We start from the raw sequence: 12709 nt of genomic DNA, 5'->3' as shown, positions 1-12709 counted from the left end.
TCATTCGAATTCGATCAGGTGGCGCGCGGGCGCCGGAGGCCCGCCGCGCGGCCGCCGCCTGGGCCGCGCGTCGCGCCAATCGACCCTTGCCGCCTCAAGGATTCGCGCCTCGACGCGTGCGGTCGCGCGCGCCGGAGCGCGCATCGCGGGCGGCGGCGCATGCGCGGCGGCCGCGAGCAGGGGCAGCAGCGGCAGGATCATTGCCCCTGATTAGACGCGCCGGACCATCGTCGAAACCCGCGAAAAACCCCCAATCGGACCTGAATCGGGACGGCTTTTCCACTTTCGGGCGCTTGGGGCTTCCCAAGCCCGTCCGGCTTTGCTAGAGGCACGCGCCTTACCAGCCGCCGGTCTCTCCGGCGGACAAGATTCAGTGCGGTCGTGGCGGAACTGGTAGACGCGCAACGTTGAGGTCGTTGTGGGCGAAAGCCCGTGGAAGTTCGAGTCTTCTCGACCGCACCATCTTCGTGAAGAACCGAGAAAACGAAGTCGTCCCAGACGACTTCGCTATCGCATCACCGCAATCCGCTGCGTCGCCGATTCGATCGCGATCGTACCCAGCGTCACGCTCGGTCGCGCCTCACCCACCACGACGTTGAGCCCCAGCGCCGCGCGCAACCGCGCCGCGTCGGCCGATACCTGTGCGATGCGGATGGCATATCGGCCATAGGGCACGCCTTCGAACAGGAAATAACCGTCAAATTCGCTGCGCGTGACACGCAGCACGCGTCCCCCGGCGTCAACCAGCTCGAGGTCGATACCTTCGAGCGCGCCACCGCCGGCGCGGACCAGCGTGCCCTGCACCTCGCCCGCGCTGGCGAGCGGCAGCTCGACGCTGATCGCGATTCCCGGGCGCGGGGTGACCACGACGCCGGGCGTCGCGGGCTGGACGAGCGGATCGGCGAGCGAGCCGGCATCGACACCGATCAGGACGGGGCGAAAGGGGGTTAACCCGTCGATCACGGTGCGGCCCTGCGAATCGCTGAGCGATTCGACCGCGATCTGGCCTGCGGCAAGCTGAACGTCGCGTTCGAAGCGTTCGCCGGGCTGGCGCACGCCGTCATTGTTGGCGTCGCGCCAGACGCGCGCGACCACCTGCCCCTGGCTCGCGAGCTTGGTCGCGCTGATCCGCACGCCACGGCCGCGCGGATCGGGGCCGAAGGCAAAGGCGAGGTTGAGCCCGGCGGCGACCGAGCCGTCGCTCGCGACCTCGACCGAGGCGGTCAGCGCAAAGCGATCGAAGCGGCGGCTGTAGCCGAAGCCCAGCCGCGCACGATCATAACCACGGTCATAGCCGAGCTCCGCGCGCCAGTCTGCGCGCTCCCCCGCCGCCCATTCGGACACCAGCGTCGCGCTTTCGAGACCGGATCCCGCGGACAGCCGAAAGCGCGTCTCGCCGCGAAGACGGGCGCGCCCGAGCCGCGCATTGGCGAGCAGCGATGCCTGGATCCGGTCGGGTGGATCGGGGCCGATCGACGCCTTGTCAGCCCGATAATCGAGCTGGCCGGTGAGTACGACACCCTCCGCATTGGCCGACACACGCGCCGCCATTTCGAGCGAGTCCGCGCCACGCTGCCGTGCCAGGTAGCGCGCCTCGACATGCACCGGAAGAATTGTGCCGCCGACAGCGAAACTGTGATCGAGCGCGATCCGGTGATCACCGGTGACCCCGGGGTCGATCCGGTCTGAGACGAAATCGCGCGCGAAGATCGATTCGGCGGTGATATAGGTCTTGCCCAGCTGACCGAGCATCTGCGCGCGCAGTGCGTAGCCGCCCGCGCTTTCATAGGCGCCCGAAAGCTCAACCAGAGCTGGGCCGATCGCGCGGCGCAGAAAGCCCTCGACATAGTCGCGGCGCGTGTCGTCGCGCACCAGACTGTGGACTTGCGCCGACACAGAGGTGAGCGCGTCGATTCCGCGTTCGATACCGAAACTGCCGCGCCAGCCGCGATTGCGCGGGTCGCGATAGTCGGTGAGGCGGATCAGGTCGGTATTGGCCTGGTTAATTCCCGCCCAGTACCAGGTCTGGCGCGGCGGGATGCTGTCCACCCCGACCGCGACCAGCCTTTCCTCGCGCCGGACCTGACCCTGGGGCCCATAAAGCACGATCTCGAAGCGGTTCTGGCCGTAGAGCAGCGGCACGTCGAGAAAGGCATAGCGGCCATCCGCGCGATCATTGGCGAAGGCGAGGAGCTGGCCGTTGCGATAGAGTTCGGCGTCCCAGCCCTGGGGCAGCTCGCCGTGGAAGTCGGTACTGTCGAAGGCGTCGGGCCGGTCGATCGGGCGATTGGTGACGATCGCGCCCCGCCCCGCAACGCTTTGCGCAACCAGCGCGGTCGACAGCCCCGCGACGTCACCCAGCGCGGCGTGCGTTGCATGAAGCGGACCGAGCAGCCCGGCATCGGGATCGGTGCGATAAGCCCTCAGCCTGAGGCTTTCGGGCACCGCGTCGCGGTCCGTGGCGAGGCGCGCGTCGAACGAGGCCCGGCCGATCTCGCCCGCGGCATAGATCTCGTAGCTCGCATCGACACGGCTGCCCGTGCGCTTGTCATCGACCGCGGCGATGGTCGCGACGACATCGACCGACGGCGTCCGCCAGATCCGGAATGGAGCATCGGCGCGCGGCAGCGTCTTGAGATCGAAGCCCCGGCGTGGAGGGATCGCGGCGGCGCGCGCACGACGCTCGGCGGCGAGTTCGACGGGGAGTCTGGCATTGGACTTCACGAGCAACAGCGCATTGGCCAGATCGGGCTTGAGCTCGACGCCGAGCCAACGCGACAGCGATGCCGCCTCGACGCACCAGCCCTGGGGTACGTCGCGAATCTCGGTATGGCCGAGTTTCGCGCTGACCGTGCCGACCTGCACGGCATGGCGCGCGCGATCGATCAGGATCTGGCGGCGTTCGTCAAAGGCCCAGCCCTCGGCGCGTGCCATGCGCTTGTCGACACGGATCGGCAGATCGAGCGCGAGGATGACGTCGGCCATGTCGACGCACACGCCATCGGGGGTCTGATAGCCGCGGATCCCGTCGCCAAGGCTCAGCCGGCCGAGACGAAGGTCGAGCAGCAGCGCATCGTCGTCATTGGGCATCCAGGCGGCTTGCGCGTGGAGCATCGGGGCCGGCAGCGCGACCAGCGCAGCGGCGCACCAGGCAGCCCATCGCATGACCTGTCGGAATGGATGCGAACGCATCACGACGCAACGCGCGCTCGATGACCGCTATCGCAGCTCCACCTTCGCCTCGGCGATCATCCGCCCGCCCGCCTCGGCGTTTTCAAGATACTGGATTGTCGCGGGCCCGCGCAGATCGGCGCCCTCGGGCACGGGCAGCGTGACGGTACGTGTCGTGATTTCGGGATAGACCGCAACACCGCGCGCCACGATCACGGGCTTGTCGACGCCCGGCTTGAGCACGCGGATCTCGCCATAGACCGAGCGGCTGCCCATACGCGTCAGCGTGAACGCCAGCGAGGGGCGGCCCCCGACAATGGCGAGCCGCGCGTCGGACAGCGCCGCGGTCGCGCTCAGTGCGCCGCGCCTTACGATGATAGGAATGGTGACGCCGTAGATCGGCGTGATCGCGATCGCGAGCCCGCTATCGGCCCTCGCGGCTTCGGTGGCGGGCACGGCATCGGGCACCGCGCGGAACAGCATGTGCGCGCGATACTCGCCATCGGGGAGCCCCTCTGGCGCGCGGACGCCGATGCGGATCGCCTGGGGCTGGTTGGGCGGCAGCGTGATGCGCCGCGGCGCATAGGAGATCATCGCAAGCGCCGCAGATTCGGCGGCATTGGCGCCCTCGGGTGCGACGTCCTCGAGCGAGCCGTCGGCCTTCATCCGGCGGAGCTCGAGCGAGATGCGATAGGTCGCTGGCTCTGCGCCGATATTGTTGAGGATCACCTCGGTCCCGCGTGGTCCATCGAGGACGACCCGCGTCGGCGCAACAAGAAGGTCACCCGCGGCGTGGAGCGCGGGCGCCTGCCCAAACAACAGGCCAAGGGCAAGCAGCGTCGCGACAGGGCGCGGCGGGCGGCGTGAAGCCGTGAACATGTCTGGTCTCCGGTCGTGTCACCGGCGCTCCCCAGCACCGGCATCCCCAAGCGCCCGAATGTCAGAACATGGTTTATACTTTCCTAATCGTGCCGCCATGGCGCAAGGAAAAGGGCCCGTTGGCGCATGCCAACGGGCCCTTCCCCCCAAAGGCACCCCCGCGCTGCGCGGGTGCCTCCCGTAATCGTTCGGCCGCGGCGCTTACTGGTAGTTGACCGTGACGGTAAACTGCCCCGAATAGCTGCCCGCCGCCTGGTTCGCGAGCACGTTGAGCGTGCCGCCGACGGTGAAGGCATTGGAAGCGCTGAGCACCAGCGAGGTGATGCTGGGCGTCAGCGTCGCGGCCATGCTGTTCGAGCCGGCGGTCAGCGTGACGTTCGGGTTGGCCGAGATCGACACGGTCTCGCCGATCGCGCCCGTAATCGTGAAGCCCGCCGCGCTCGACGCGCCCGTGCAGGTCAGCGCCGCGCCGCAGGTGCGCCCGCCGCCCGCCGCGACCACGACGGTCGAGTTCGAAGCGCCCGGCACGATCGCGCCGAAATCGAGATCCTGGCCTGCGACCTTCGAGACGCTGACCTGGGTGATGACGCGTGCCTTGGCGTCGGCATTGGCGGTGGCGGCGTGCGCGCCGGTCGCACCGACGCCGGTGGCAAGAAGCATCGAGCCGCACAGCGCGGCCTTTACGAGCTGAATCTTCATCTATCTGGTCCCCTAACGAGCTTTTCGAGCCAAATCCCCACGGCTCGCATTCAGCGCTAGACGATCAAGGTTCACGAAGTTCTTGCGAGCATGGTTAACAGACGCTTAGCGGACGCCCTATTCATAGTCGGCGACGATCGCGATGCGGCCGCGGAAGTTGCCCGTGGCGCTGCCGCGCACGACGAGCCGGCCACCGAAAGCGAAGCGCAGTTGACCATCGGGACCCAGCCGCGGCGAAGGCGGCAGATCGGTCACGATGTCGTCGAGCTCGGCGGTGTCACCGTCGGGCGCAACGAGCGTGACGCCTGCGGGCATGCTGATGCGGACCTGCCGGCCCGGCTCGCCCGTCAGCCGCACCGCGCCGGTAAGCCCGAGCCCGCCGAGATCGACGAGCCCGCCGATCACGCGTCGCCGACCGCTGGCCGCATCGACCTCCACCACGCCCCCCGCGGTCCAAGCAACCGCGACACGGCTGAAATCGATACCCGTCTCGACATCGATGGTGAGCGGCCGCGTCGGCCGGGCGGCGGCCGCGTCTTCCGCGGGCACACAAAGCTGGCACTGCCCGCGCGCGGCGGGCACAGCGACCAGGAAAGCCAGCCCGATCAAGGGGCTGGCATATGTCCAGCAATGCTTCATAAAGACGCGTGTAGAACATGACCGTTCAACATATTGTTAACTACGTCATACGGGGGAATGCGGCGCCCGCCTGAGGGCACGCGGTCAGGAGAACGATCCGCTTGTCGATCGATGCCGTCCACCCCGTCGCCTGCATCAATGCGATCGCGACCGCGACGCCAGCGCGCGATATCCACCAGCCCTTTGTCGAGTGGGCCGAACCGCGTCTGCCGGCACGTGAGCGCAAGCTGTTCCGCCGGATGGTCGAGCGATCGGACATCGCACATCGCTGGTCGGTGCACGCGCGCTCGCCCGTGGGGCCGGGCGGCTTTTACGAGAACGGCGCGCTGCCGCCGACCTCCGCACGGATGGCGCTCTATGCCGAAGCGGCGCCCGCGCTCGCACTCGAGGCGGTCGCCCGCCTCGACTTCGACCCGGCCGACATCACGCACATCGTCGTGGCGAGCTGCACGGGCTTCGTTGCGCCGGGAGTCGACCAGATCATCGCGACGCAGATCGGGCTTGCGCCATCGGTCGAGCGGCTGCTGATCGGATTCATGGGCTGCTATGCCGCAGTCACCGCGATCAGAAGCGCGCGCCATATCGTCCGTTCGTCTCCGGGGGCGCGCGTGCTCGTCGTCACCGTCGAGCTCTCGACGCTGCACCTTGCCGCCGAGGACCGGATCGAGCCCCTGCTCGCCATGCTCCAGTTCGGCGACGGTGCTGCCGCGGCACTGGTCAGCGCCGAACCGCGGGGCATTGCGCTGGGCGACGGCTTTGCCGCGACGCTGCCCGATTCGAGCGCGCTTATCCGCTGGACCATCGGCGATCAGGGATTCGCGATGCACCTGTCGGGCGAGGTTCCGGGCCGATTGAGTGCGGCGCTTGCCCAGCCCGGGATGCGCGCAGCGCTGGTCGACGGCGCGGGGCTGGAGGCGATCATCCATTGGGCGGTGCACGCGGGCGGACGCTCGATCCTCGACGCGGTCGAACACGGGCTCGGGCTCGCGCCGCACAGCCTGGCCGAATCGCGCGCGGTGCTGCGCGCCTGCGGCAACATGTCGTCGGCGACGTTGATGTTCGTGCTCGCCCGCATGCTCGATGCCGGCGTCACCGGCCCCGGCATCGCGCTCGCCTTCGGCCCCGGTCTTGCCGCCGAGGGCTTTCGCTTCGGCCCCCTGCCATGAGAAACCTTGCCACGCGCACCATCGAAGATGAGCTGATGGACGCGCCGGACCTCGACCCCGTCATCTATGCCGCGGTGCTGCGCGACCTGGCGAAGGCGAACAGCTTCACGCTCGCCCGCCGCCCGACGCTCGCCTTTCTCAAGCGCGCGATCGGAACGCGCCGGCATTTCCGCCTGCTCGATGTCGGCTTTGGCGATGGCGACATGCTGCGCACGATCGCGCGCTGGGCCGCGCGGCGCGGGATCACGGCGGAGCTGGTAGGGATCGACCTCAATCCGGGCAGCGCCCCCGCCGCAGCGCTTGCGACGCCCGCCGAAATGACCATCGACTGGCGCACCGGCGACTATGCCGACCTGACGGGCGAGGGCTTCGACTTCGTCATATCAAGCCTCGTCGCACACCACATGACGGATGCGCAGCTCGTCGCTTTTCTGCGCTTCATGACGCGCGAGGCGCGAACTGGCTGGCTGGTCAACGACCTGCACCGCCATCGGCTGTCAGCATTCGGTTTCCCCCTATTGGCGACGCTGATGCGCTGGCACCCGATCGTACGGCATGACGGCACGCTGTCGATCGCGCGGTCCTATCGGCCGCACGAATGGCCGCCCATTCTGAGCGAGGCGGGAATTGCGCCCGGCACGGCGCGGGTGTTTCGCGCGTTCCCCTTCCGGCTATGCGTAGAGCAGATACACTGATCCTCGGCGGCGGGCCGGCGGGCGCGGCGGCCGCGATTACGCTCGCGCGCGGGGGCGAGCGGCCGCTGCTGATCGAGCGCAACGTTGAGACTGGCGACGCGCTGTGCGGCGGTTTCCTGAGTTGGCGGACGCTCGAAATGCTCGACGCGGTCGGGCTGCCATCGACGGCGTTGCGCGGACACCCGATCGATCGCCTCCGTCTTCTCGCGGGAGAAGCGCAGGCGGAGGCGCGGCTGCCCGCACCCGCGATCGGCGTTTCACGCCGCCGGCTCGACACGATGCTGCTGGCACTGGCCGAGGCGCGGGGCGCGCGGATCGAGCGCGGAATCGCAATCATGCGGGCGGGCGCGGGGCATGCCGAGCTGAGCGATGGCGCGGCGGTAACCGCCGATTGCCTGTTCCTCGCGACGGGCAAGCATGATTGCCGCGGACTGGCGCGGCCGCGCGGCGAGGACGACCCGGCGCTGGGCCTGCGGATGCGCATCGACGCGTCTCCGGCGCTCGCGGCAATGGTGGGATCGGCGATCGAGCTCCACCTGTTCGACGGCGGCTATGCCGGGCTGCTGCTCCAGGAAGATGGCTCGGCCAATCTCTGTATGGCGATCCGGAAATCGCGGCTCAGCGCAGCCGGCGGCGATCCGCACGCGCTCCTTTTCGCGCTCGGTGCGGAATCGCCCTATCTCGGCGAGCGGCTGGCGCTGGCGCAGCCCCACGCCGCGATCGAGGCAATCGGTGCGGTACCCTATGGCTGGCGCGCGAGGTCCGGCACTGCCGGACTATTCCGGCTGGGCGACCAGGCCGCGGTCATCCCCTCGCTCGCGGGTGAAGGGATCGCGATCGCACTGGCGAGCGGCGTCATGGCGGCACGGCATCGGCTTTCGGGTGGCGGCGGAGCGGCGATCGCCTTTCAGGCCGAACTCGCGCGGCGCACGCGCATGCCGGTGACCGCCGCGCGCATGCTTGCGGCTGCGGCGGCGACGCAGCGCGGACGACGGCTCGCGCCCCAGCTGCTTGGCGCCTTTCCGACGCTCGGCGCAGCAATCGCGCAACTCATCCGGATCGCGCCCTAGGTCATTGACCGAATCGCGACACATGCCCAGATTTCCGGCATGGACCGGCTTGATCTATCCGAAGAGGAATGGCGCAAGCGCCTGACCCCCGAACAATATCATGTGCTGCGCGAGGCAGGGACCGAGCGCGCCTTTACTGGTATCTACAACGACAACAAGGCGCCCGGCCTCTATCGCTGCGCGGCATGCGGCGCCGAGCTGTTCCGTTCGGACGAAAAATATGATTCGGGATCGGGCTGGCCAAGCTTCATCGCGCCCGCCACCGTGGATGCGGTGACCGAGCACGCCGACACCAGCCACGGCATGCGCCGCGTCGAGGTCCGCTGCGCGCGCTGCGACGGGCACTTGGGCCATGTCTTTCCCGACGGGCCGGGGCCGAGCGGCATGCGCTATTGCATGAACAGCGCGGCGCTGGATTTCGACGCGCGCGTCGACGCCGACTAAACCCGTCCAAGTCCCGCTTGGCATGCGCCGCGATTGATCGTACATCATCGCCGACCAATGGCCGCTGCATCCTCCAAGAAATCACCGCGCTCCGCCAAGCGAGTCCTGTTCGGGATCGTGAAGGTCGGCTTTTTCGCAGGAATCGCCGGGCTGATCGCGCTTGTCGTCGCGGTCGCGATCGCGATGTCGAGCATTCCGAGCTTTGGCGAGCTCAGGCGCGATCCCAACGGCCAGATGATCCAGGTGCGTGCCGCCGACGGCACGATCCTCGTATCGCTGGGGCCAAGCTATGGCGAGTGGATCGACTATGAGGACATCCCCCCGACAATGGTCGGCGCGATGGTCGCGGTCGAGGACCGCCGCTTCCGCATGCATCCCGGCGTCGATCCGATCGGCATTTCGCGCTCGCTCTGGGTACGCCTCCAGCGCGGTCACTGGGCGCAGGGCGGCTCGACAATCACGCAGCAGCTCGCGCGCAATATCTTCCTGAACAATTCCAAGGAATTCGGCCGCAAGTTCCGCGAATGGATCCTCGCGCTCGCGATGGAGCGCAAATTCACCAAGGACCAGATCCTCGAACTCTATCTCAACAAGGTCTATTTCGGCGGTGGCGCCTATGGCATCGACGCCGCCAGCCGGAAGTTCTTCGGTCATGACGCGCGATCGCTCTCGCTCGCCGAGGCGGCGGTGATCGCGGGACTGGTCAAGGCGCCCTCGCGCTATTCGCCCACTGCCGACGCCGAGGCTGCGATCGGCCGCGCGGGCGTGGTGCTCGAGGTGATGCGCGACGCGGGCGCGATTACCGCCGCCGAGGCTGCCGCGGCGCACCCCGAGGAGATCAAGCTCGCGCCCGAACCACGCCAGAACAGCGTGCGCTATTTCACCGACTGGGCGCTCCCCCAGCTCGAGACGCTGATCGACGAGAGCGAGCGCCCGATCGACGTCTGGACCACGCTCGACCCCAACATGCAGCGCGCCGCCGACGCCGCGATCCGCGCCAACACACCGGCCAACCTGCAGGGCGCGCTCGTTTCGCTCGACCGCGACGGCGCGGTGCGTGCGATGGTGGGCGGCAAGGACTATGTCTCGTCGATCTACAACCGCGCGACACAGGCTCAGCGCCAGCCGGGTTCGGCGTTCAAGCTGTTCGTCTATCTCGCCGCGCTCGAGGCGGGGCATACGCCCAACGACACGGTGGTCGACGAACCGATCACGATCGCGGGCTGGAGCCCGCGCAACAGTTCGCGCCGCTTTTCGGGCGAAATGACGGTCCGGACCGCGTTCACCTATTCGATCAACACCGTAGCGGCGAAGCTCGGGCAGGAAGTCGGTTTCTCGTCAGTGGCGGACATGGCTCGTCGCTTCGGCATCACCAGCCCGCTGACCGCGCATCCCTCGATTGTGCTCGGCACCAGCGACGTCCGCCTGATCGACATGACGCGCGCCTATGCGGCGGTCGCGCGCAAGGGCGTGGCGGTGATGCCCTATGGCATCACCAAGGTGACGACCGAGAATGGCGAGCTGCTCTATCAGCACGAGACCGACGAATCGCGCGTGCTCGTCGCGCCTTCGGTCGCGGCGCAGATGACCGACCTGCTCCAGACCGCGGTCAGCGCGGGGACGGGCAGGGCCGCGCAGATCGGCCGGCCGGTTGCGGGCAAGACGGGCACGACGAGTTCGAACAAGGACGGCTGGTTCCTCGGCTTTTCGAGCGGGCTGACCACGGGCGTGTGGATGGGCCGCGACGACGCGAGGTCGGTAGGCTCGCTCCAGGGGGGATCGGCGCCCGCGCGCGCTTTTGCGAGCTTCATGAAGGTGGCGACCGCCAAGCGCCCCGTCGAGAATTTCGAGACCGAGGTCACGCTGCCCGAATGGCAGCTCGAGCCCGACGAGGAAGCCTATTATGGCGAGCCTGACCCGGGCATGTTTGTCGACGAGAACGGCAACCCGGTCACGCCCCCCGAAGGCGCCATCGCCCCCGACGAGTTCGGTTCCGAGCCGCAGGGCGAGGACGTCACCGCACCGCCCAGGCTGGACCAGCAATGGCTCGATGATGTCCTCAATCGCGAGCAGCGGCCGCAGCGTCAGCCCACGCCGCGCCCGCAGGACGGCGTCCGCCAACCAGCCACACCGCCGCAGGGCCAGCGGACCCAGCCGCCGGCACGCCCTCAGGAATCGTCGCGCCCCACCCAGTGAAGCGCCGAGCCATGGGCGCGCAGCCAGGCGCGCGCCACATCGGGATCGCCGCCGTAGAGCTTTGCCGCGAGCGCATGAAAGGCGGGGCTGTGGTCCATATGGACGCGGTGCGCGACCTCGTGCGCCACGGTGGAGCGGCGCACGAAGACGGGCGCCATGATCAGCCGCCAGCTGTAGCGGATATCGCCATTGGCCGCGCAGCTGCCCCAGCGCGCGCGCGGATCGCCGACGCCGACGCGGCCGACGGTGACGCCTGCGGTGGCGGCGATCTCGCGCGTCTCGCGCTCGAGCGTCGCCAGCGCCTGGCGCCGCGCCCAGCCGAGCAACCGTGACGCAACGGCGTCACGCGGTCCGCCCAGGACCAGCCGGTCGGGTTCGCGTCGCACCGCGCGCGGACGCGCTTCGTCCCAGTCGACGAGCAGCTCCTCCCCCTCAAAGGGCAAGGTAGCGCCAGGCACGATCGGGCGCGCCTGTGGGATGTCGGCGAGCGCGGACTCGACCCAGCCACGCTGGCCGCGTGCCCATTCGAGCGCCGACGCGAGGCTGGCGTGCCACGGCAGCGACAGCGTGACCGCGCCGTTGCGCGGATCGACGCTCAACCGCATGCGGCGGGCCTGACGGCTGCGACGAATGACGAGCGGGCGTTCGCGCCCCTCCGGCCCGAAGCTCAGATCAGAGCGGCCGGTCGACAATATGGAGCTCCAGCTCACCTGCATCGTTTTCGGAGACGGTCCAGCCGCGCACCGAGATCCCTGCCCTGTGCACGCTCTCGGGGTCGCCCGAGACGAGCGGATGCCATTCGGGCAGCGGCCTGCCCTCGTCGAGCAGGCGATAGGCACAGGTCTCGGGCAGCCAGTCGATCTCACGCAGCCGCGCTGGGGTCAGCCGCACGCATTCGGGGACGAAGGCGCGGCGATGCTTGTAGTTGGTACAGAGCCCGCTGTGCCGGTCGAGCAGCTTGCACGCGACATTGGTCGGATGCAGCTCGCCCGTTTCCTCATCCTCGAGCTTGTGGACGCAGCATTTGCCGCAACCGTCGCACAGGCTTTCCCACTCTGTGCGGCTCATTGCGTCGAGCGACTTGGTTTCCCAGAAAGGCTTGTTCACCTGACCCATTGTGCGAGCACGGCCGCGATCTCCTGCGGCTTTCCATCCTGCGGCACGAGCGCCATCGGCTTGCCGTCAGGGCCCATCAGATAGGCCTGGCGGCTATGATCGACAAGATAGTCACTCGATTTCGCATCGCCCGCCTTTCGGTAATAGACCGCATATTCCTTGGCGACCGCCGCGATCGCCTGCGGACTGCCCGTGAGCCCGACCAGCCGCGGATGAAAATTGCCGACGAACTGCTTGAGCACTGCGGGCGTGTCGCGATCGGGATCGACGCTGACGAAGATCGGCTGCACCTTCGCGCCCGCCTGCGGATCCTGTTTTTCGAACGCCTTGAGGCCCAGCATCAGATTCTGAACATCGACCGGACAGACATCGGGGCAATAGGCATAGCCGAAGTACATGATGCGGTATTTCCCCGCAAAATCGCTGTCCTTGACGGTCTTGCCGTCCTGATCGGTGAGCGTGAAGGGCCCCCCGATACTGGCGCCGGCGAGCGGCGCATTCGCGGGAAGGTCGGCCGAAGGCTGCGAACCGCACGCCGCAAGCAGCATCAACGGGGCAAGGGAGAGCGCGAGGGGGCGAAGAATTTCGTTCATGGCGGGGCCAGCCATGCTTTGCTATGCGCGCGAGTGCAAGC

13 protein-coding genes and 1 tRNA gene are annotated in these 12709 nt (G+C 68.3%); 6 read left to right on the top strand and 8 right to left on the bottom strand.

Annotated features, from left to right (window positions below; all coding sequences use genetic code 11):
- Nucleotides 1-201 (bottom strand): hypothetical protein, encoded by a 201-nt coding sequence (locus tag AC3WJD_RS04750; RefSeq protein ID WP_492745002.1) that lies wholly within the window; start codon nucleotides 199-201, stop codon nucleotides 1-3.
- A gap of 174 nt (nucleotides 202-375) precedes the next feature.
- Between AC3WJD_RS04750 and AC3WJD_RS04745 the strand changes: the two genes are divergently transcribed.
- Nucleotides 376-462, top strand: a tRNA-Leu gene (locus AC3WJD_RS04745).
- Between the two features lie 45 nt (nucleotides 463-507).
- Here AC3WJD_RS04745 and AC3WJD_RS04740 read toward each other — a convergent pair.
- The 4 genes from AC3WJD_RS04740 to AC3WJD_RS04725 all read right to left on the bottom strand — a co-directional run bounded on the left by AC3WJD_RS04740 (nucleotide 508) and on the right by AC3WJD_RS04725 (nucleotide 5388).
- Complete coding sequence (locus AC3WJD_RS04740; RefSeq protein ID WP_492745000.1) at nucleotides 508-3165, bottom strand: MSCRAMM family protein; 2658 nt, start codon at nucleotides 3163-3165, stop codon at nucleotides 508-510.
- Between the two features lie 54 nt (nucleotides 3166-3219).
- Nucleotides 3220-4050, bottom strand: a complete 831-nt coding sequence (locus tag AC3WJD_RS04735; protein ID WP_492744999.1) for a fimbrial biogenesis chaperone — start codon at nucleotides 4048-4050, stop codon at nucleotides 3220-3222.
- 201 nt (nucleotides 4051-4251) lie between these two features.
- Nucleotides 4252-4749 carry a DUF4402 domain-containing protein gene (locus AC3WJD_RS04730; RefSeq protein WP_492744998.1) on the bottom strand — a complete coding sequence of 166 codons (498 nt, stop codon included), beginning with the start codon at nucleotides 4747-4749 and terminating at the stop codon, nucleotides 4252-4254.
- Nucleotides 4750-4866: 117 nt separating this feature from the next.
- Complete coding sequence (locus AC3WJD_RS04725; protein WP_492744997.1) at nucleotides 4867-5388, bottom strand: DUF4402 domain-containing protein; 522 nt, start codon at nucleotides 5386-5388, stop codon at nucleotides 4867-4869.
- A 101-nt stretch (nucleotides 5389-5489) separates the two neighbouring features.
- Here AC3WJD_RS04725 and AC3WJD_RS04720 point away from each other — a divergent pair, with 101 nt between their 5' ends.
- The 5 genes from AC3WJD_RS04720 to AC3WJD_RS04700 are packed head-to-tail and all read left to right on the top strand — an operon-like array spanning nucleotide 5490 to nucleotide 10959.
- Nucleotides 5490-6554: a type III polyketide synthase gene (locus AC3WJD_RS04720; protein ID WP_492744995.1), complete on the top strand. Its 1065-nt coding sequence runs from the start codon at nucleotides 5490-5492 to the stop codon at nucleotides 6552-6554.
- Nucleotides 6551-7249 carry a methyltransferase domain-containing protein gene (locus tag AC3WJD_RS04715; protein WP_492744993.1) on the top strand — a complete coding sequence of 233 codons (699 nt, stop codon included), beginning with the start codon at nucleotides 6551-6553 and terminating at the stop codon, nucleotides 7247-7249. The genes AC3WJD_RS04720 and AC3WJD_RS04715 overlap by 4 nt, the downstream gene beginning before the upstream one ends.
- The gene (locus AC3WJD_RS04710) at nucleotides 7228-8319 is read left to right on the top strand and encodes an NAD(P)/FAD-dependent oxidoreductase (RefSeq protein WP_492744991.1); all 1092 of its coding nucleotides are present in this window, start codon (nucleotides 7228-7230) and stop codon (nucleotides 8317-8319) included. The genes AC3WJD_RS04715 and AC3WJD_RS04710 overlap by 22 nt, the downstream gene beginning before the upstream one ends.
- Before the next feature lie 39 nt (nucleotides 8320-8358).
- Entirely contained in the window at nucleotides 8359-8763 is a 405-nt protein-coding gene (gene msrB / locus AC3WJD_RS04705; RefSeq protein ID WP_492744989.1) for a peptide-methionine (R)-S-oxide reductase MsrB, read from the top strand.
- Nucleotides 8764-8820: 57 nt separating this feature from the next.
- Nucleotides 8821-10959 carry a transglycosylase domain-containing protein gene (locus AC3WJD_RS04700; protein ID WP_492744987.1) on the top strand — a complete coding sequence of 713 codons (2139 nt, stop codon included), beginning with the start codon at nucleotides 8821-8823 and terminating at the stop codon, nucleotides 10957-10959.
- Here AC3WJD_RS04700 and AC3WJD_RS04695 read toward each other — a convergent pair.
- The 3 genes from AC3WJD_RS04695 to AC3WJD_RS04685 are packed head-to-tail and all read right to left on the bottom strand — an operon-like array spanning nucleotide 10932 to nucleotide 12683.
- A complete protein-coding gene (locus AC3WJD_RS04695; RefSeq protein WP_492744985.1) occupies nucleotides 10932-11651 on the bottom strand; it encodes a M48 family metallopeptidase in 720 nt (239 codons plus the stop codon). The two genes, AC3WJD_RS04700 and AC3WJD_RS04695, sit on opposite strands and share 28 nt — an antisense overlap.
- Nucleotides 11632-12075 carry a YcgN family cysteine cluster protein gene (locus AC3WJD_RS04690; RefSeq protein WP_492744983.1) on the bottom strand — a complete coding sequence of 148 codons (444 nt, stop codon included), beginning with the start codon at nucleotides 12073-12075 and terminating at the stop codon, nucleotides 11632-11634. Before AC3WJD_RS04690 ends, AC3WJD_RS04695 begins: the two co-directional genes overlap by 20 nt.
- Complete coding sequence (locus AC3WJD_RS04685) at nucleotides 12063-12683, bottom strand: SCO family protein (RefSeq protein ID WP_492744981.1); 621 nt, start codon at nucleotides 12681-12683, stop codon at nucleotides 12063-12065. The genes AC3WJD_RS04690 and AC3WJD_RS04685 overlap by 13 nt, the downstream gene beginning before the upstream one ends.
- Nucleotides 12684-12709 lie beyond the last annotated feature (26 nt).

It is taken from the genome of Sphingobium sp. FW306-1B-F04DB (genome assembly GCF_058781925.1).
The sequence above is the reverse complement of the archived record's forward strand: the minus strand, read 5'-3'. Positions and strand labels throughout refer to the sequence as shown.

Coding starts and splice junctions, on each gene's coding strand:
- AC3WJD_RS04750 (WP_492745002.1), bottom strand. CDS start 201: ATGATCCTGCCGCTGCTGCCCCTGCTCGCGGCCGCCGCGCATGCGCCG.
- AC3WJD_RS04740 (WP_492745000.1), bottom strand. CDS start 3,165: ATGCGATGGGCTGCCTGGTGCGCCGCTGCGCTGGTCGCGCTGCCGGCC.
- AC3WJD_RS04735 (WP_492744999.1), bottom strand. CDS start 4,050: ATGTTCACGGCTTCACGCCGCCCGCCGCGCCCTGTCGCGACGCTGCTT.
- AC3WJD_RS04730 (WP_492744998.1), bottom strand. CDS start 4,749: ATGAAGATTCAGCTCGTAAAGGCCGCGCTGTGCGGCTCGATGCTTCTT.
- AC3WJD_RS04725 (WP_492744997.1), bottom strand. CDS start 5,388: ATGAAGCATTGCTGGACATATGCCAGCCCCTTGATCGGGCTGGCTTTC.
- AC3WJD_RS04715 (WP_492744993.1), top strand. CDS start 6,551: ATGAGAAACCTTGCCACGCGCACCATCGAAGATGAGCTGATGGACGCG.
- AC3WJD_RS04710 (WP_492744991.1), top strand. CDS start 7,228: ATGCGTAGAGCAGATACACTGATCCTCGGCGGCGGGCCGGCGGGCGCG.
- msrB (WP_492744989.1), top strand. CDS start 8,359: ATGGACCGGCTTGATCTATCCGAAGAGGAATGGCGCAAGCGCCTGACC.
- AC3WJD_RS04700 (WP_492744987.1), top strand. CDS start 8,821: ATGGCCGCTGCATCCTCCAAGAAATCACCGCGCTCCGCCAAGCGAGTC.
- AC3WJD_RS04690 (WP_492744983.1), bottom strand. CDS start 12,075: ATGGGTCAGGTGAACAAGCCTTTCTGGGAAACCAAGTCGCTCGACGCA.
- AC3WJD_RS04685 (WP_492744981.1), bottom strand. CDS start 12,683: ATGGCTGGCCCCGCCATGAACGAAATTCTTCGCCCCCTCGCGCTCTCC.